Below are 18,349 nucleotides of genomic sequence, written 5' to 3'. Positions count from 1 at the left end.
AGGGCACCATGTTCACCGGAGCATCCTTCCCGCTCGGACCGTTCACGCCCTACGAGGGCAATCCCATCCTGCGCCCGCGCGGCGACAGCTGGGAATCGGGCAACCTCTACAACCCCGCAGCCTTTGTGGACGGCGACCAGGTCGTGCTGCTCTACCGGGCGCACGCGGAGGACATCATCTCCCATATCGGTCTCGCACGTTCGAGTGACGGCGTGAACTTCACCCGAGAAGACGCACCGATCCTCTCTCCCGCCGAGGACTACGAGCGCTACGGATGTGAGGATCCCCGCATCGCCCTGATCGATGGCACCTACTACCTCACCTACACCGGCTGGAACCGTCACAGCGCACAACTGTGTCTGGCGACCTCGACCGATTTGCGCGACTGGACGCGTCACGGACCGCTCTTCGACGGCTTCGACACCTTCAAGACCACGTTCCCCCGGGACCGCGACTGGTCGAAGGCGGGTGTGATCGTGCCTCAGAAGATGCACGGGAAGTGGTGGATGTACTTCGGCGAAGGAGCGATCTACTGGGCGACCAGCGACGACCTCATCCACTGGAGACCCGGCACCCCCGACACCGAGCCGATGTACTCGCCGACCCCCGGTGCCTGGGACGGCACGCTCGTCGAGATCGGCACATCGCCTGTCGTCACCGACAACGGCCTGCTCGTGATGCTGACCAACGGGGCGACGGTCACCATGAACGACGACGGCACATCCGGAGTCGACTATCGCTGCGGGCAGATCGCGATCGATCCGGACGAGCCGACGAAGGTCATCGCCAAGATGCAGGACCCGTGGCTGCGTCCGGAGAGCTTCGAGGACAAGAACGGCCTCGTCTCGAACGTCACGTTCGTCGAGGGGCTCGTGAAGTTCCAGGGTCGGTGGTTCGCGTACTACGGGCAGTCCGACACGACCCTGGCGGTCGCGATCCACGATCCGGCCGAGGCGTGGGGCCGTGCGCTGCGGGAACCTGAGCGGGTGACATCGGAGAGGCCGATCACCTGACGGACTTCGGCACGGTTAGGCTTTCTCGCATGTCGTCTCACATCCCAGCCATTCCGGTCCAGAAAAGGGCATGGGACACACGCGAGCGCATCCTGACGGCCGCGGTGACCTGCCTGGCCGGGGAGGGGTACGTGGCGACCACCACCACTCGCATCCAGGAGGTCGCCGGTGTCTCGCGCGGGAGCATGCTCCATCAGTTCCCCTCGCGCGACACTCTTCTCGTCGCCGCGGTGCAGTACCTCGCCGACCGTCGCGAGGGCGGGCTCGAGCTCGACGACGAGGTCCTCCCCGTCGACGATCTCGACGAGGCGATCGCCGTCATGTGGTCGACATTCCACACGCCCCTGTTCCGGGCAGCGCTGCAGCTGTGGGTCAACGCTGAGCACAATCCCGACCTCGCGGCAGCGCTGCGACCAGCGGAGAAGGCGCTCGGTCAGCGCAACCGTGCGCGCATCGTGCGACTCTTCGGAGAGCGCAACGCGTCGCACGACGGCTTCGCGGACCTCATCTCGCTCCTGCACAACGCGATGCGCGGAGTCGCTCTGACCTACGCGTTCGCCCCGCGCGATCCCGCCACGGACCCGCATCTCCCGGCCTGGCGACGCATCGCGCGCTCCATGCTCGGCGAGGATCGAGAGGGTCGGTCCGCACCGACATCGTGACCGCGCGGCCCTGAGACGTCCGACGCAGCAGGTCGCCCGGATCACGCAGCCGGCCGGCGGCGGAGGGGCTCCGAACGGTCGGCGCCCCTCCACCTGCTCAGGCGCGAGGGAGCCGCACCGTCGCCAACTGGAACGGACGCAGCGTCAGGCGGATGCCGTCGGCATCCTGACCCGCGAATGCAGCCCGTTCGATCTCGCGCTCGAGCAGGTCCACCTCACTGGCGTCGCTGCTCGGGAACCCCACGGTGAGGGTGGCGTCAGCCCGACGCCCGAGAGCTTCGTACAGCCGGACGATGACGTCGCCGCTGCCGTCTTCGGCGAGCTTGACAGCCTCCACCACCACGCCGGGGTGGTCGATCGAGACGAGAGGACTCACCTCGTCGGCGCCCTCGATACGGCGCTCTGCGAGGTTCGTGCGATATCCCTCGGCGATCGCGTCGACGAGCTCGCCGCCGACGACGATGCCCACCTCCAGATGGTGCCGGCCCTGGTCCTGCTGAGGGTCGGGGAACAGCGCCGACCTGACGAGCGAGAGCCGCACGGTCGAATACGTGCCGCCCGACTCACGCGGGTGTCGGGTGATGTCGTGCCCGTAGGTGGAGTCGTTGGTGACCGCGACGCCGAAGTCGCTCTCTCCCACCCGGACCCACCGGTGCGCCACGGTCTCGAAACGTGCAGCATCCCACGAGGTGTTGGTGTGGGTCGGGCGCACGATGTGCCCGAACTGGATCTCCGAGGCGGCGTGGTCGGTGTGCACATCGACGGGGACGCTGAGCTTCAGCAGCTTCTGCCGCTCGTGCCAATCGACATCGACCGTCACCTTGAGGGTTCGCGACCCTTCATCGAGACGGATGCTCTGCACCAGCGTCGATGCGCCGAACGAGCGTGAGATCATCAGGGCGCCGTCGACGATCTGGATGTCGTCGACCTCGAGGAGGTCCGTGACGTTGCGGCGATAGTGCTCGTCGATGTCCCAGGCGTCCCACTGCGTCGGGGTGTCCCGATGCAGCTGGAAGACTCCCGCGCTCTGACCGGCCGGCACGACCTCGCGGCCGCTCCGCAGGTCGATGATCGACGTCAGCACGCCCCGAGCGTCGACCGTCGCGCGCACGAGCCCGTTGTCGAGCACGAACCCGCCGTCTGCCGCGATCGGCACGACCGGCGCGAGCGCATCCGCCTCTCCGACCGCCAGCGCGCCGACCGAGGCGTGCCCGTGCGGGGCCGCGTTGGCCACGAGGCTGCGAGTCCCCTCGCCCACCAGAGCACGCAGCGAGTCCGCGATGATCTGCTCGAGCTCGACGGCGATCGCCGCGTAGTTGCGCTCGGCATCCTGGTGCACCCAGGCGATCGACGTTCCCGGCAGGATGTCATGGAACTGCTGCAGGAGGACGAGCTGCCAGAGGCGTGTGAGCTGCTCGGCCGGGTATGCGCGTCCGGTGCGGACGGATGCCGTCGCCGCCCAGAGCTCTGCCTCGCGAAGCAGGTGCTCACTGCGACGGTTGCCCTGCTTGGTGCGCAGCTGACTCGTGTACGTGCCGCGGTGGAACTCGAGGTACAGCTCGCCGCTCCACACCTCGGGGGACGGGTACTCGGACTCGGCCTGCTCGAAGAACGCCTGCGGCGTGGAATGCCGGGCGATCGGCGACCCTTCCAGCGACCCTGCGCGCTCGACCTGCGCAGCCATCTCACGGGTCGGACCGCCTCCGCCGTCGCCGTATCCGTACGGCAGCAGCGAGACACGGGCTCTGCCCTTGTCCTGGAAGTTCCGTTGCGCGTGCGCGAGATCGGCCTGCGAGGCATCCGAGTTGTACTTGTCGACCGGGGGGAAGTGCGTGAACACCCGTGTGCCGTCGAGACCCTCCCAGAGGAAGGTGTGATGCGGCATCCGGTTCGTCTCGTTCCACGAGATCTTCTGCGTGAGGAACCACTTCGAACCCGAGGCCTTGATGATCTGGGGGAGAGCGCCGCTGTATCCGAACGAGTCGGGCAGCCAGACCTCGGGGGTGTCGATCCCGAACTCCCGGAGGAAGAAGCCCTTGCCCTCGATGAGCTGACGGGCGAGCGCTTCGGCGCCGACCATGTTCGTGTCCGACTCGACCCACATGCCGCCGACCGGAACGAAGCGGCCTTCGCGCACACGCTCGACCAGACGTTCCCAGATCTCGGGGTAGCGCTCCTTGATCCAGGCGAACTGCTGCGCCGAGGAGCTGGCGAACACGACATCGGGGTTCTCGTCCATCAGGGAGAGCACGTTCGAGAACGTGCGTGACACCTTGCGAGCCGTCTCGCGCACAGGCCACAGCCAGGCCGAATCGATGTGCGCGTGCCCGACGGCATGCAGCACGTGCGCGCTGGCGTGGGCGGGGCTCGCCAGGACCTCTCGGAGCGCCTCTCGCCCCTCTGCTGCGGTGCCCGCGACATCATGCGGGTCGACGAGGTCGATCATCCGATCCAGCGCCTGCACGATCTCCGCCCGCCGCGGCGAGGAGGCATCGAGCTCGGCGAGGAGTCCGCGCAGGACCACGGTGTCGTCGAGCAGCGCCTCGACGGTCAGGTCGCGCAGGGCGACGTCGACGACGCGGAGCACGTAGATCGGATCGGCACCCGCGGTCTCGGGGTCGCCGAGCGCGGTCGGGTCGAACGTGAAGATGCTGCCCACATCGGGATTCGAGGCCGCCTCGAGGAGCACGTCGATGCGCCCGTCCGACTGCACCGCCGCAGCGACCGCATTGTTGAACGGGGAGATGCCCTTGATCGGCCTCCCGTCGAGGCCCCAGACGAGAGCCTCGGCCTGGAAACCGCTCTGCCCGGCTGTGAAGCCGAGATCCACGAGGAGCTCTGCCCGAGTGTTCTCGGGAAGATCGCCGGATACCGTGCGCCATTCGCCGGGGACCTGCCCGCTCACACGGAACCACGTCGTGCCCCAGGGGCGACCCCACGCAGAGCCCACCGCCGTGGGGGTGTAGTCCGCCTGGACGGCATCCGTGAAGGGCACCGGCTCACCCGGCACCTCCCACGCGCGGACCTCGAGAGGGTGGGACAGTCGATGACGCGCCGGACGAAGGCGCTCGCGGATGAATCGGTCGATGCGCATCTCGATGAGCGCTGTGCGGTCGTGCATGTGTGGTGCTTTCTGGATCGGGGTGTGCGAGACGCGGAGATCAGCCCTTGACGCCGCCGGCCAGCGCGAAGCTGCTGCCGGACAGACGCTGCACGAGCAGGTACAGGACGAGGATCGGCACGGAGTACAGGGCGGCGAACGCGGCGAGCTGCCCGTAGGCGACGGCACCGTGGTTGCCGAAGAAGGTGAAGATCGCGACGGCCGCCGGCATCTTCTCCGAGCTGAACAGCAGGACGAACGGAACGAAGAAGTTCCCCCAGGCCTGTGTGAACACGAAGATGAAGACGACGCTGATACCGGGGCGCATGAGCGGCAGCACGATGGTCCACAGCGCCCGCATGGAGGAGGCGCCGTCGACCCACGCGGCCTCTTCGAGGGAGACCGGTACGGAGTCCATGAAGTTCTTCAGCATCCAGATCGCCATGGGCAGCGATGTGGCGGCCATGAACAGGATGACGCTGACCTGCGAATCGAGCATCTTCAACTGCACGAAGAGCGCATAGACGGGCACCATCATGGCCGTGATCGGCAGGCACGAGCCGAACAGGACCGAGTACATGAAGCCGCGCTGGAAGCGGGAGTTGTGCCGCGAGAGCGGGTACGCGGCGAGCACGCCGACGACGACGGTGATGAGGGCGGTGCCGAACGAGATCAGCGTCGAGTTCCACAGCGGCAGCAGGGTCATGGACCAGTCGAACACCGAGACGAAGTTGTCGAAGGTGAGACGCTCCGGCACCGAGATCGACACCGTCGCCGACGGAGACACCGCCGAGAACACGATCCACGCGATCGGCACGAGGAACACGACACCGACCACGATCAGGACGGTGTTGGCGAGCCACGCGGAGCGGCGCTTCACAGGCGACGCGACGGAGATCAGCGGGCGGCGGCTGACGGAGGGGCGGACGAGTGCTTCAGTGGCGGTCATCAGTCGACCTCCGGCTTGAGGATGCGGATATAGAAGACGGCGAAGATCGCTCCGAGCACGAGGGTCACCGCAGCGATCGCCGTGCCGTATCCGATCTGGGAGTACTGGAAGGCCTCCTGGTAGGCGAGGACGGGGAGGGTCGAGCTCGAGACGCCCGGTCCTCCCTTGGTCATCACCCAGATGAGGCCGAATGTCCCGAGTGTCTGGAGGGTGGTGAGCATCAGATTCGTCGAGATCGAACGGCGGATCATCGGGATGGTGACGAGGAAGAAGCGCTGGGCGCCGTTCGCGCCGTCGAGCTGTGCGGCCTCCATCACCTCGGGCGGTACCTCGTTGAGGGCTGCGCCGTAGACGAGCATCGAGAAGGCCGTGCCACGCCAGACGTTGGCGAGGATGACGGCGAACATCGGGTACTCGATGAGCCAGCTCACCGCAGGGATGCCGACGGCCTCCAGCAGCGCGTTGAGCGTGCCGTCCTTCGAGAAGTAGGCGTAGAGGGCGAAGGCGGCGACGATCTCGGGCATCACCCAGGCGACGACGATGAGCGCGCCGACCACGCTGTTGACCGACTTGGAGCCGATGCGCATGAGGGCGGCGACACCGAGGCCCAGCACGTTCTGACCGATGATCGCGGAGAACAGCACGAAGACGACCGTGAGGACCAGCGCGGTCCAGAAGTTCGGGTCGGTGAACAGCGAGACGTAGTTGTCGAGTCCGACGTACTCGGGCTGTGCCGCCCGATAGCCCGTGAGGGCGCGGTTGGTCAACGATCCCCAGATGGCGTAGATGATCGGCCCGAGCAGGAACACGACCAGCAGCACCACGGCGGGCAGCAGCGGGACGGAGCGCGCCAGGTCGCGGAGCGGGGCGCGCCGCCCGGCCCCGGTGGGCACCGGGGCCGGGCGACGCGTTGCGGATGCAGAGGTCACTGCGGGAGTCCTACTCGACCTTGTCCGTGCCGACGATCTGCGTGAGCGCATCGTCGTAGGTCTTGGCCGCGTCCTCCGGGGTCGCTTCTCCGGTGATCACCGATTCGGTGGCCTGCTGGAGCGCGCTGGTGATCTGCGAGTAGTCCGGCGTCGTCGGACGGAAGTGCGTGTACTGCACGAGGTCCGAGAAGAACGCGAAGGTCGGGTTGTACGAGAGGTAGGCGTCGTCGGTCGCGACGTCCTCGCGGACGGCGATCTGACTGTTCTCGGTGTCGTACTTGAGGGAGTTCTCCTGGTTCAACGCCATCGCGATGAAGTCGAACGACGTCTGCGGGTGCTTCGTCTGAGCACCGACCGCCAGCGTCCAGCCGCCGGACATCGAGGTGTAGCCGGGGTCGCCGCCGTCCTGCGTCGGCATCTTGGCGAGACCGATCGTGTCCTCCCAGCCGTCCCAGGCGCTCTCGCCGCTGATCCAGCCGCCGGGAAGCCAGGAGCCGTCGATGGCCATGGCGAGCTTTCCCTCGGGGAGGAGCTCCGTGGAGACGCGGCTGCCGATGGTCGAGTCGAGGGCGAGATCGAGGGGAGTCGCCAGGTCGTTCTCGTAGAGCGTGCTGTAGAAGCCGAAGGCGTCGGTGAGTCCCTCGGACCCCACCGCCCACTTGTCGGAGTCGGCGTCGTACAGCGTGGATTCGGTGCCGTAGAGCAACATCTCGAGGCCCTGCATCGACGTCTGCTCCCCGGCGCTCTTGCTGCCGTAGATGTTCAGCGGAATCAGGTCGGCGTCGTACGCCTTCACGGTCTCGGCGGCATCGATGATGTCCTGCCACGACTCGGGCTGCCAGTCCGTGGGGAGTCCTGCTGCGGCGAAGATCTCCTTGTTGTAGTAGATCGCGCGGGTGTCGGTGCCCATCGAGATGCCGTAGGTGTTGCCGTCTCCGCCCAGCCCTGCCTCCTTCGCCGCGTCGTAGAACTGGTCCCAGTCGTCCCAGTCGGCGAGGTAGTCGTCGATCGGGAGCAGATAACCGGCAGCGGCGTCGGAGCGCAGCTGGAAGGTGTCCTCGTAGATCACGTCGGGTGCCGTGTCGGGCGAGCCGTTCATCAGGGCGAGCTTCGTGAAGTACTCGTCCTCGGATTCGATCGGCTGGAGCTTGACCGTCACACCGGGGTTCGCCGCCTCGAACTCGGGCTTCACCTTCTGGAGGAGATCGTCGAGCTGGTGGAATGCGGACGTCTTCTGATACGCGACGGTGATGGTGCGGTCTCCGGTGTCGGACGTCTCCGCGTCCCCGGACCCACTGCATCCCGAGAGGACGACCGCGCCGACCATGATCGCGCCGATGGCGGCGAGGGGCTTCGTTCGCATCTGCTTTGCTCCTTTGCATGCGGACCTCGCTGTTGAGGCCCTTCGGTGGATAATCCTATCCAATGGGATAAATAGGTCGATAGGGCTGCGTAACAGTTCCGTCACGGAACGCTATGCCGTTCGGAGGCTACGGCTCTCCCGCGTTCAGTTGCTGATCATGAGCCGCGATGCCCGTGCCGTGAGCGCATCGTCGAGCACGAGGCAGGCGGCTCCGACGGCGGCGGAGTCCGCTCCGATCTGCGATCGGCGCAGATGCACGGGCTCTGTGGACGTGCTGACCGCCGTGGAGCGCACCCAGTGGTCCAGCACCGGGAAGAGCCGATCGCCGAGCCGCGACCACGCGGGCCCCCCCAGCACGACGATGCCGAGATCGAGGAGGTTGTTCACCTCGACGATCGCCGTCGCGAGGTGCCTCCCCGCGCGCTCCAGGGCTGCGAGCACTCCGTTGTCTCCGGCGGCAGCCAACGACGACAGCAGCTCGAGCTGCATCCGTGCGTCTGTCGTGCCGCTCGACGGAATCGTGCGATCCGCCTGGGCCAGGAGCATGCGCGGTTCCATGATCACTCCGATGCAGCCCCGCGATCCGCAGGTGCAGAGCGGACCCTCCGCGTCGACGACGATGTGCGCGATGTTGCCGGCGTTGCCCGTCCGGCCGTGCACCGGCGCCCCCGAGACGGAGAGCCCGAGGCCGAGTCCGGCGCCGTAATAGAGGAACATCGCATCGGCGAGCTCTTGCCCCGCGTCGAACCACTGCTCCCCGACGACGGTCGCCACCACGTCCTTCTCGAGCAGCGTCGGCAAACCGCTGACCCTTTCGAGCTCGGTGCGCATCGGAACGTTGTGCCAGGCGGGGAGAAGCGGCGGATTGAGCAGGCGACCCGCGTCGCGGTCGAACGGGCCCGGGGCCGCCACTCCGATCCCGAGCACGCGCTCGAGCGGAACGTGCGCCTGGTCGATGAGCGATCGGACGCTGTCGCCGAGACGGTCCACGAGCTCATCCGGCGACGAATCGGCGCCTCCCGGCGTCTGCTCGGTCCGCGCGACGACCGTACCGGCTGCATCCACGACCACGACGGTGTCGACGGCCGGGTCGAGATGCACGCCGACCGCGTAGCGAGAGTCCGACCGCAGTGCGAGCAGCGTCCGCGGTTTGCCGGGACCTGAGATGACCTTTCCGGTCTCCTCGATCAGCCCCTCGTTGGCGAGTCGGCGAGTGACATTGCTGAGCGTCTGCGTCGACAACCCCGTGCGTTCGGCGAGCTCACTGCGGCTGAGCCCTTCCTCGGACCGGCGGATCAGGTCGAAGACGAGCGCCTGGTTGTAGATGCCCACAGCAGGGAGGTTCGACCCACGCTGCATAATCCGCTCCTCGCCCGTGCGCCCCTGTCGGCGCGTGAACCACATGATCGCCGCGCAATGCCGTGACGGTCAAACCCGGGTCCGCACGTTCAGCCTAGAACGGGATGCCGTGCACGAGCGCGCTCCCGCAGACTTCCCGCGTTCGAGCCGCCTCAGTCCCCGGCGCCCCAGAACGACCCGAGCTCGGACGGATGTGTGAGCCTCCACCATTCGGTCGGCGGCTCGACGCTCCCCAGGATCTTCACGGGCGCGGTGACGGTGTTCGGCCCGGCCGTCCAGGTAACGCCTCCCACGACCGTGCCGTCGCGGTACGTCGGCGGTGTGTCGATGTCCATCGTCATCTCGATCGGCGTGTCCGACCACGTGAAGATCGACGCGGTCTCGGCGATGACGAGAGTGGCGGTGGATCCCCAGGGCGTCGAGATGGATCCGACCTCCTGGCCGGCGGACGCGACGGGCACCTGGTGGAAACCGGAGCGGATGCTTTCGAGTGCGGCGACCACCGTTGTGTTGACCGACTCGCGCGACGCGCCGCCGAGGACGACGCCGGTGACCGAGAGCGGGGCTCCCGCGCCCACGTCGAGCGTCGCCGTGTACAGCAGGCTGTGCGTGCCTTCGCCCAGGTTGCCGGTCTTGAGCCCTGTGATCCCGGAGGTGCCGAGCAGTCCGTTGGTGTTGTGCAACGCACCCGCCCCGGGGATCGTGATCGACGACGTCGCGACGATCTGGGCGATCGCGGGATTCGCGGCGGCGAGTTTCGCGATGGCCAGCAGGTCGGCGGGCGTGCTCGTGTTGCGCGGACTGATGCCCGTCGGCTCTGCGACCGTCGTGCCCGCCAGTCCGTGGGCCGCGAGCCAGTCCCGCGTCGCGCGGAGGAACGCGTCCTGCGATCCGAAGACCCGCGAGGACAGGGCCTCGGCATAGTTGCTCGCGGAGGGGATGAGCATGGCGGCCAGAGCATCATGCAACGACATCGAGGTGCCGGTGGGCATCGGAGCGATGGTCGCGCCCTGCACGTAGTACACGTCGTAGAGATCGTGGTCGGCCTTGCCGAACGTGATCGTCGGCCCTGGATCATCCGCCGAGGCGAGCGGCGACGCATCGAGGATGACGAGGGCGGTGATGAGCTTGGTGATGCTCGCGATCGGGAACGGCTCGCCCGTGCCTGTCGCCGACCAGGTCCCGCTCGCGGTCGCACCCAGATAGGCGTCGGCGCCGGCGATGCTGATCGCGGATGCCGCGACCGGGGGTGCGGCCATCGCAACGGCGTCGCCCACGGGAACCTCCGGTGCGCGAGTGGTCGCCGTCGGCGGATCCACCGGCGCCGTGAGAGCCCACCCGATGTAGCCTCCGGTGACGGCCAGCATCAGGACGAGGCAGACGGCGGTGATGAGGAGCCCCCGTCGCCGGCGTCTTGTGCGCACCGCCGGGTCGACCTGATCGCCGTTGAATTCCTGCTCGTGCGCCATGAGCTCCGCGAAATCGGTCAGCCCATCCACCGGCTGACCGGGTGTCGTCATCGAGAGCCCCTCATCGCGCCCCACCTGTCGCTCGCAATCCACAGAAAAGACCATCCTCGCGGATGCGTGCGGCCTCCGGTATCGGCCGTTCGGGGGACACGCGTGCGGCCTCGATGACCCCGACCGCGAGCCAGTCGGCGTCAGTCTCGTTCGCCGCACGCCGGTCGAGGACTCTCACTCCTTGATGCTCGGCTGAATCACGCCGTGCTGAGCAGTCTCGGTCGATCCGGGACAGCGTGACCCGGAGTCAGCTCAGTCGGCGTCCGCCGAGAAGACGGGGCTGAGGAATCGTCGTTCGTAACGACGGATGCACTGGGTTCTGCGCGCCAGCTCGAAGGCCTCGATGCACTCGGGGTCAGATTTCGAGGCCGTGCGGTACACCTCGTAGTCGGCCAGCGATGGGAATGTGAACAGCGCGAACGCCTCACGCTGTCGCCTTCGCTCGGCATGAAGTAGCCGTGGTGGGTTCCGCCGTGCTTCGCCACCAGCCGGATCCACGCGCGGCCGTACTCGGTGAAGTCGTCGAGCTTGTCCGGATCGATCTCGTAGCGCAGGTGAACGGTGATCATGCCGTTCATCCTGTCAGAGCGCGCGGCCGGTGCGCGCGTCAGCCGAGCTCGTGAAGCTCCGAGGTCAGGTCGCCGCCGGCGCCGCCGGTGTTGACGGTGCCCTTCGGCTCGAACAGGATCGCGTGGACCTCGTCGTCCGCCTTCGGACAGTGCTCGACGCCCCGAGGAACGACGAACACGTCGTTCGGATTCAAGACCACGTCCCGATCGCGGAGCTGGATCGTCAGCTGACCGCTCACCACCATGAACAGCTCGTCGGTGTCGGGGTGAGTGTGCCAGACGAACTCGCCCTGCAGCTTGACCACCTTGACGTCGTAGTCGTTGACGCTCGTCAGCCGATGCGGGTGCCAGTGCTCATCGATCGTCGAGAGAGCGTCGAGCACGTTGCGAACATCGTCTGCCATGTGTCCAGGGTAGCTGCGTGCGGATGTCGAGGTGCCTCGACATCAGCGGAGGACGCCGCAGGCCGTCTCGATTCGCAGCGTGACCACGCCCTCCGCCGACATCGGGTAGCTCAAGAGATACGAGCCGGTCTCGTCTTCGATGAGCGTGTGCCCGCCCGTCACCGGCCAGGTCGTGCCGTCGGAGTACTCGACGTCCTGTGAGGAGGTGCCCGTGGACGTCACCGCATCGCCGTACTCGGCCTGCAGGGCCGTGATGGTTCCCGTGATGTCGGTGCTGGGGATGCCGAGCGCCCACAGCCAGTGCCCGATGCCGTCGTCTTCTCCGGAGCATGCGTACGCGTTCGCGTCGGCCTCCGCGTAGCGCTCGCCCGCGGGGAACGCGTCGACGAGCTTGTCGACGACGTCATTCGCCGTGTCTCTCACCTCGTTCATGCTCTGATCGAACTTCGGCGGCTCGACGTCGGTGGGAGCACTCGGGGAGCATCCGGCCAGAGCGGCGAGGACGAGAGGCAGTGCCAGAAGTGGTGCGAATCGCGTGGTGCGCATGAGCACAGTCTCGCGCAGAAGGTCCGGCGTCGTGAAACGGTGGAGAGCCCCGGTCTCACGCTGCGCGCCCCGATCGATCACTCCGCTGATGATCCGAGCACGCCGGCATTCCCGAATGTACGCTGATGACATGGGTGATCAATCGCCGCCAGCCGTCCGTCCCCTGTGGGCGAGCGTCGCCGACGGGTTCTACGTCGGCAGTCGGGACGGATCGTTCCTCGGCTACATCGACCGTCAGGCTGACGGCCTCTGGCGCGCTTTCGACGCAGCCTCGCGCTCTCTCGGCGACCATGCGGATCACCACGGGGCTATGGCTGCTGTCACGGCCGAGGCGGACGCCGGCGGCACCGGGACTCGCGCGGGGGATGTCGGATGACCGCAGCGAACCCCCTCGTCTCGCTCGTGTACTGCAGCAGCGCCACGCATCCGTTCGACGAGCAGGAGCTGGCTCGACTGCTGGAGGTGAGCCGTGCGGGGAACACCGCTCGGGACATCACCGGGATGCTGCTCTACCGCGGCGGTGAGTTCGTTCAGATCCTCGAGGGCCCTCGATCCGAGGTCGAAGAGCTGATGGGCAAGATCGATCGGGACCCGCGTCATCGGGACGTCCGAGTGCTGATCGAAGAGCCACTGCATGAGCGGCGGTTCGACGAGTGGACCATGGGATATCAGTCCCTGGTCGCGGCGGAGCCCGGGATGGCATCGGGATATCGCGACTCCTTCGACGACCTGCGCATGGGGGATCACGACATGATCGGTCGGGCGATCATGGAGCTGACGCTGTGGTTCCGAGTGCGGGAGTCGGCCGGACGGCAACCGGCCGAGAGCTGAGAAGGAACGGCTCCGCACACGATCACCACGACGGGATCAGCAGCACGCGAACTCCGCGCAAGAGGGGCCGGAGCGATAGCCCCGGCCCCTCTCATCGCGCGTGGCCTCAGCCCGCGGCGGGGGCGATCTCGTTCGGCGTCACGTCGAGCTCGGTGCTGGCGAGCACCTCACCCGTGGTCAGGTCGACGGCGTGCACGCTGTTCGAGGCGGGCTCGGTGACGTAGGCGACATTGCCGGCGACGACGATCGCGGGGTGGGCGTCCTGCCACTCGGCCGGCCCCTCCCACGCCTCGACGACGGGGAAGCTGACGGTGATCTCGCCGGTCTTCGGGTCGAGCACGTGGATCGCGCCGTCGCTGCTGAGGATGTAGGCGAGGTCCTCCGGTCCGCGGACGATGTCTCGGAAGGTGTACTCGACGCCTGCAGGCAGGTCGACGACCTCGAGCGTCTTGGCCTCGGTGTCGATCAAGGTCACGGCGCTGAGCAGGTACCCCTCGGCGTCGACGTCGTTCTTGTAGTCGCCGACGATGATCGGGCTGGTCTCGCTGACGTACGCGTTTCCCATGCGTCCGTAGGGCTGGTCGGGGGCGTCGACCTTGGTGATCTCGCCGTCCTGGTAGATCAGCGCGCCGTTCTCGCACCCGAAGACCACGGCCTCGTCCTTCGCGGTGCCCTCGCCGTGCACGCCGGGGCACTGGTCGGACGACACGATCTCGGTGCCCTCGGCATCCTTCGCCACGATGCCGTTGCGCCCGTCGGCGTTGCCGACGGTGGTCAGGAACGTGCCGTCTTCGAGCACGACCGAGACGCCGTGGTGCGCCTCGACGCCCGGGATGGTCTCGATCTCGGGCAGGCCGTCGGCGCTCGCGAGGTCTGCCGTGTCGAAGATCGTCGTGTCGCTCGTGCCGTCGGCGTAGAGCACGGTCTTGTCGGCGTGACGCACGACGTGTCCGGGGGTGTCGGCCTCGAACACCGTGTCGGTGAGCTCGGGCTCGTCGGTCGTTCCGGCCGCCGTGTCGAGCACCTGGAAGCCCTCGCTCATCGTGACCATGACATGCCGTCCGTCGCCGGCGGCGTTGAGACGCGTGAACGGCTCGGACTCGAAGTCGGCCACGGTGTCGAGGGTCTCGCCGTCGAGCACGAGGATGCCGCCCTCATAGGCGACCGCGACGCGGGGGCCCGCCGCCGTGTCGGACGCGCTGCCGTCTGAGGTGGATGCCGGTGCGGTCGAGCCGCCGGCGCAGGACGCCAGGGTCACGACGGCACCGAGTGCCGCGGCGCTGATCAGCGCACGCCGGAAGGGGGAGGTTCGCATGTGCATTCCTCTTTCTCTGTGGTGAGGTCTCAGGAGGTGAGACCGGTGGTGATGCGCTCGGTGTTGATGCGCATCATGGTCAGGTAGTCGGGGGCGCCCTCATCGGGCCCGGTGAGCGACTCGGTGAACAGCTCGATGACCTCGACCTGCACGTTCGCCTCGCTCGCGAGCGCCTGCACCAGACGGTCGGGTGACGACGATTCGGCGAAGATCGCGGGCACTCCGGTCTCTTCGATCGCGTCGACGAGGTCGGCCAGATCGGATGCCGAGGGGGCGGCGAGCGTCGTGCCGCCGGGGATCACCGCCCCGATGATGTCGAAGTCGAAGCGCTCGGCGAGGTAGCCGAAGACGTGGTGGTTGGTGACGAGCGCTCGGCGCTCATCGGGAATCGTCGAGAACGCCTCGGTCATCTCCGCGTCCAGCGCCTGGAGCTCGGCGCGGTACTCATCGACGGTCGTGTCGAGCGCTTCGGCATCGATACCGTCGATCTCTGCGAGCACGGGCTCGATGGCGTCGACCACGTCGATCATGCGCTCGGGGTCGGTCCAGAAATGCGAGTCGGGCATCCCGGCGGCATCGCCCTCGCTGTAGTCGAGCACCTCGATCGCATCGCCGGCCACGAACGCGGGAAGGGTGTCGGCCGCGTCGAGGTGCTGCTGCAGACCCTCCTCGAGGCCGAGACCGTTCGACACCAGCAGGTCGGCGCTGCGCAGAGTGGCTGCCTGCTGTGCCGAGATCTCGAACGAGTGCGGGTCTGCGTTGGGCTTCATGAGCGTCACGACCTGCGCCTGCTCTCCGACCAGTTCTTCGACGACGTCACCGAGGATGTTCGTCGATACGACGATGGTCGGGCGGGAGTCCTCCGTCGCCGAGCAGGCGCTGAGGCCGGTCGCGGCGAGTGTGCTCACGGCGAGCGTCGCGAAGATCCGTGGGGCGCGCATGTCAGCGTCCTGTCTCGGCGACGAACGCCGGTTCGGTGGCGGTCTCGAACGTGCGGGCGATGCGCGCGGCATCCGCGTAGTCGATCTCGTAGAGGCGGTGCTCGGCGGGCGCGCTCAGGTAGGCGCGGTGCTGGTCGGCGATGAGCGTCGGTGCCGCGCCGGAAGACAGGGATTCGGCCACGAGCGGCGCCGTCTCGGCGAGCACGGATCCGTCGTCGCCGTTCAGCACGAGCACGCGGCCGTCCTGGGCGAGTGCGAGCACATGCCCGTCTTCGTCGTCGACCGCGGTCACATGCACGAGCGGAGCGGGGGAGGGGAGGAGGGTCCACGATCTCGCGCGGGTGTCGAGCATCCAGATCCCCTCGGAACCGGCGAGAGCGGCGACGGTGGGGCGTCCCTCGCGGTTGTCGAACGACTGCGCGGGCGCGGCGGTCGTGCCGGCAGGGTAGGGGATGCGCTCGACCTGCAGCTCGTCGCCGTCGACGTGCGCGAGCAGGGCGCCGTCCTGGCATCCGATGACCGCGCCGACCCGTGTCGTGATGGTGCCGGCAGGAGCGACGCAGGGCTCTTCAAGACCCGTCTCCTCGCCGTCGGCCGTGTACCCGCGCACGCTCGCGCCGACGCCGTCGGCCGCCTCGGTGACGAGCGCGAACGAGCCGACCGGCACGACGACGCCTTCGTGCGGCTCGCGCTCGATGCGGAACGACTCGCTGATCTCGCCCTTCGACAGCGCCTGGGTGTCGAGCAGGACGGCATCTCCTGAACCCGCGAACGAGATGCCGGTGCCGCCGGTCGTCGACAGGTTGGTCGTCGCGACCGCCGCCGTTCCCTCGCCGGGCACCGAGCCGAGCACGCCCGGATCCGCCCGGTAGTAGTGGAAGTGATCGACGTGGTCCCACGTCCACACCCCGCTGTCGACGATCTCGATGCCGCCGCCGGTCTGGGCGAACAGGTAGCGACCGTCGGTCGTCAGAGCGCCCGGCACCGACACCTCGCCGATGTCCGTGACGCTCTCGTCGAGCAGGTCCAGGTGGCGCACGGTGCCGTCGGAATCGATCGACGTCAGTCCGAGCTGCGGCTCGGCCACCTCCTCCGCGCCGGCGACGGCGCCGTGACCGGCATCCGAGGATCCGCTCGAAGCCGGTTCTGCGGCTCCTGGGGCGCAGGCGGCCACAGAGACGGTGAGGGCGCCCGTGAGGGCGAAGAGGATGATGCGAGAGCGCACGGGGTCCTTTCGTGTCATGTGTCGTGCCGGGTCGCGGGGTCGCGACGGAGAGTTCAGGGGCGTCGCGCCCGTGAACCGAGTGAGTCGGTCCCTGCTCGCACCGCCCACGAGAGGCAGGCGAGCAGGATGGCGGAGGCAGCGACCGATGCCCCGGCGGCCGTCGCGGCGTACCACGACGCGAGCAGGCCGAGGAAGACCGCGGCGACGCCGAAGAGCGCCGCGAGCCCCATGCGGGTCGGGATGCGGGTGGTCCAGTGCCCTGCGGCGACGGCCGGTGCGAGCAGCAGACCGACCACGAGCATCGATCCGACGGCCTGGTACGAGGCGACGACCGCGAGGGTCACGAGTCCGACGAGCGCGGCCTGCGCGATCTGCGGGCGGAGCCCCAGCACCGACGCGATCCGCGCGTCGAGCGACAGGGCCACGAACGAGCGGTGGAGCACGAGGGCGGCGATGAGCCCGATGGCCGCGGCGGCGGCGAGAAGTGCGAGGTCGGCCGGGCTGATGGCGAGGATGTCGCCGAAGAGGATCGCCGTCGCGTCGGTGGCGAAGCTGCCGGAGTGGGAGATGATGATGACCCCGAGCGCCAGCATCGAGACGAACAGCAGGCCGATGCTCGTGTCGTACGACAAGCGTGCTCGGCGCTGAAGGGCGCCGATGCCGAGGCTCATCGCGATCGCGCTGAGTGCGCCCCCGACCAGCACCGGCAGCGAGAGCACGGTGGCGAGGGCGACGCCCGGGAGCATTCCGTGTGCCAGCGCCTCGCCGAGGAACGCCATGCCGCGGATGACCACCCAGGTGCCGACGACGGCGCAGAGCACTGCGACGAGAGCGCCGCCGAGCATCCCGCGCTGCAGGAAGTCGAGGGCGAAGGGGGCGAGCATGCCGGAGGGATGGGAGGTCACGTTCAGTGAGCCTAGGGCTTTTTGAGAATGATTATCAAACTCATAAGATGAAGGGATGCGCGACCCCGCCTTCTCGCCACGTGCGACCGCTGATCTCACCGATGTCCATGTCTCGTACGGTGATCGGGCCGCGCTTGCGGGTGTCGACGTCGCGATCACCTCCGGCGCGGTCACCGTGATCACCGGGCCGAACGGCGCCGGCAAGTCGACTCTTCTCGAGGTGCTCGGCGGCACGAGGGCGATGACCTCCGGCAGCCGCACCGTGCGCGGAGCCGTGGCGTTCGTGCCGCAGCGAGCCGCCATCCCCGACGGCCTCCCCGTGTCGGTGAGAGACGTGGTCAACGTCGGGGCGTGGGGTCGCCTCGGGCTGTGGCGGCGCATGGATGCCGCCGCGCACGAGCTCGTCGAGACATCGATGGATCGTCTCGAGATCCTCTCGCTGGCCCGCGAACCGTTCTCCGCGCTCTCCGGCGGGCAGCAGCAGAGGGCACTGCTGGCGCAGGGGCTGGCGAGGGAGGCCGATCTCCTGATGCTCGACGAGCCGACCACCGGGCTCGATGCGTCCAGCGCCCGTCGAATCCGAGCGGTGCTTCGCGAGGAGGCGACGCGCGGGGTTGCGGTCGTCTGCGTCTCGCACGACCCCGCCGTCATCGGTGATGCGGACTGCGCGATCCCACTGCTCGACGGCCGCGTGCGCGTCGGGGCGTGACCTGTCAGG

The 18,349-nt window shown here is 68.0% G+C and carries 18 protein-coding genes and 1 pseudogene; 5 read left to right on the top strand and 14 right to left on the bottom strand.

Annotated elements, in window-relative coordinates; translation table 11 throughout:
- Positions 1 to 8 precede the first annotated feature (8 nt).
- Positions 9 to 1,013: a glycoside hydrolase family 130 protein gene (locus MRBLWH13_RS12360; RefSeq protein ID WP_341955301.1), complete on the top strand. Its 1,005-nt coding sequence runs from the start codon at positions 9 to 11 to the stop codon at positions 1,011 to 1,013.
- 29 nt (positions 1,014 to 1,042) lie between these two features.
- Entirely contained in the window at positions 1,043 to 1,675 is a 633-nt protein-coding gene (locus MRBLWH13_RS12355) for a TetR/AcrR family transcriptional regulator (RefSeq protein WP_341955300.1), read from the top strand.
- A gap of 97 nt (positions 1,676 to 1,772) precedes the next feature.
- Here the strand turns inward: MRBLWH13_RS12355 and MRBLWH13_RS12350 are convergent, their stop codons facing one another.
- The 10 genes and pseudogenes from MRBLWH13_RS12350 to MRBLWH13_RS12305 all read right to left on the bottom strand — a co-directional run bounded on the left by MRBLWH13_RS12350 (position 1,773) and on the right by MRBLWH13_RS12305 (position 12,414).
- A complete protein-coding gene (locus MRBLWH13_RS12350; protein WP_341955299.1) occupies positions 1,773 to 4,796 on the bottom strand; it encodes a glycoside hydrolase family 38 C-terminal domain-containing protein in 3,024 nt (1,007 codons plus the stop codon).
- Between the two features lie 40 nt (positions 4,797 to 4,836).
- Positions 4,837 to 5,724, bottom strand: a complete 888-nt coding sequence (locus MRBLWH13_RS12345) for a carbohydrate ABC transporter permease (protein WP_341955298.1) — start codon at positions 5,722 to 5,724, stop codon at positions 4,837 to 4,839.
- A complete protein-coding gene (locus MRBLWH13_RS12340) occupies positions 5,724 to 6,617 on the bottom strand; it encodes a sugar ABC transporter permease (protein ID WP_341958307.1) in 894 nt (297 codons plus the stop codon). Before MRBLWH13_RS12340 ends, MRBLWH13_RS12345 begins: the two co-directional genes overlap by 1 nt.
- A 46-nt stretch (positions 6,618 to 6,663) precedes the next feature.
- A complete protein-coding gene (locus MRBLWH13_RS12335) occupies positions 6,664 to 8,016 on the bottom strand; it encodes an extracellular solute-binding protein (RefSeq protein WP_341955297.1) in 1,353 nt (450 codons plus the stop codon).
- A gap of 144 nt (positions 8,017 to 8,160) precedes the next feature.
- Positions 8,161 to 9,375, bottom strand: coding sequence for an ROK family transcriptional regulator (locus tag MRBLWH13_RS12330; protein ID WP_341955296.1), 1,215 nt, complete (start codon positions 9,373 to 9,375; stop codon positions 8,161 to 8,163).
- 152 nt (positions 9,376 to 9,527) lie between these two features.
- Positions 9,528 to 10,895: a D-alanyl-D-alanine carboxypeptidase gene (locus MRBLWH13_RS12325; RefSeq protein ID WP_341955295.1), complete on the bottom strand. Its 1,368-nt coding sequence runs from the start codon at positions 10,893 to 10,895 to the stop codon at positions 9,528 to 9,530.
- Positions 10,896 to 11,147: 252 nt separating this feature from the next.
- Complete coding sequence (locus MRBLWH13_RS12320) at positions 11,148 to 11,276, bottom strand: hypothetical protein (RefSeq protein WP_341958305.1); 129 nt, start codon at positions 11,274 to 11,276, stop codon at positions 11,148 to 11,150.
- Positions 11,277 to 11,381: 105 nt separating this feature from the next.
- A pseudogene (locus MRBLWH13_RS12315) lies at positions 11,382 to 11,464 on the bottom strand (NIPSNAP family protein); the annotation flags it as partial.
- A gap of 38 nt (positions 11,465 to 11,502) precedes the next feature.
- Entirely contained in the window at positions 11,503 to 11,868 is a 366-nt protein-coding gene (locus MRBLWH13_RS12310; RefSeq protein WP_341955294.1) for a cupin domain-containing protein, read from the bottom strand.
- Between the two features lie 42 nt (positions 11,869 to 11,910).
- The gene (locus MRBLWH13_RS12305; protein ID WP_341955293.1) at positions 11,911 to 12,414 is read right to left on the bottom strand and encodes a hypothetical protein; all 504 of its coding nucleotides are present in this window, start codon (positions 12,412 to 12,414) and stop codon (positions 11,911 to 11,913) included.
- A gap of 130 nt (positions 12,415 to 12,544) precedes the next feature.
- On the opposite strand from MRBLWH13_RS12305, the gene MRBLWH13_RS12300 reads away from it, so the two are divergent.
- Positions 12,545 to 12,790: a hypothetical protein gene (locus MRBLWH13_RS12300; RefSeq protein ID WP_341955292.1), complete on the top strand. Its 246-nt coding sequence runs from the start codon at positions 12,545 to 12,547 to the stop codon at positions 12,788 to 12,790.
- Positions 12,787 to 13,245, top strand: coding sequence for a BLUF domain-containing protein (locus tag MRBLWH13_RS12295; protein ID WP_341955291.1), 459 nt, complete (start codon positions 12,787 to 12,789; stop codon positions 13,243 to 13,245). The genes MRBLWH13_RS12300 and MRBLWH13_RS12295 overlap by 4 nt, the downstream gene beginning before the upstream one ends.
- A 106-nt stretch (positions 13,246 to 13,351) precedes the next feature.
- Here the strand turns inward: MRBLWH13_RS12295 and aztD are convergent, their stop codons facing one another.
- The 4 genes from aztD to aztB are packed head-to-tail and all read right to left on the bottom strand — an operon-like array spanning position 13,352 to position 17,610.
- Positions 13,352 to 14,560: a zinc metallochaperone AztD gene (gene aztD, locus MRBLWH13_RS12290; RefSeq protein ID WP_341955290.1), complete on the bottom strand. Its 1,209-nt coding sequence runs from the start codon at positions 14,558 to 14,560 to the stop codon at positions 13,352 to 13,354.
- Positions 14,561 to 14,589: 29 nt separating this feature from the next.
- Positions 14,590 to 15,501 (bottom strand): zinc ABC transporter substrate-binding protein AztC, encoded by a 912-nt coding sequence (aztC, locus tag MRBLWH13_RS12285; RefSeq protein WP_341955289.1) that lies wholly within the window; start codon positions 15,499 to 15,501, stop codon positions 14,590 to 14,592.
- A 1-nt stretch (position 15,502) separates the two neighbouring features.
- On the bottom strand, positions 15,503 to 16,744 hold the full coding sequence (locus MRBLWH13_RS12280; protein ID WP_341955288.1) for an ABC transporter: 1,242 nt from the start codon (positions 16,742 to 16,744) through the stop codon (positions 15,503 to 15,505).
- 35 nt (positions 16,745 to 16,779) lie between these two features.
- Positions 16,780 to 17,610 (bottom strand): zinc ABC transporter permease AztB, encoded by an 831-nt coding sequence (gene aztB / locus MRBLWH13_RS12275; RefSeq protein ID WP_341958303.1) that lies wholly within the window; start codon positions 17,608 to 17,610, stop codon positions 16,780 to 16,782.
- Positions 17,611 to 17,686: 76 nt separating this feature from the next.
- On the opposite strand from aztB, the gene aztA reads away from it, so the two are divergent.
- Positions 17,687 to 18,340 (top strand): zinc ABC transporter ATP-binding protein AztA, encoded by a 654-nt coding sequence (gene aztA, locus MRBLWH13_RS12270; RefSeq protein WP_341955287.1) that lies wholly within the window; start codon positions 17,687 to 17,689, stop codon positions 18,338 to 18,340.
- The last annotated feature ends 9 nt before the right edge of the window (positions 18,341 to 18,349 follow it).

The sequence above is a fragment of the Microbacterium sp. LWH13-1.2 genome (assembly GCF_038397735.1).
In the GTDB taxonomy this organism is placed as follows: domain Bacteria; phylum Actinomycetota; class Actinomycetes; order Actinomycetales; family Microbacteriaceae; genus Microbacterium.
The sequence above is the reverse complement of the archived record's forward strand: the minus strand, read 5'-3'. Positions and strand labels throughout refer to the sequence as shown.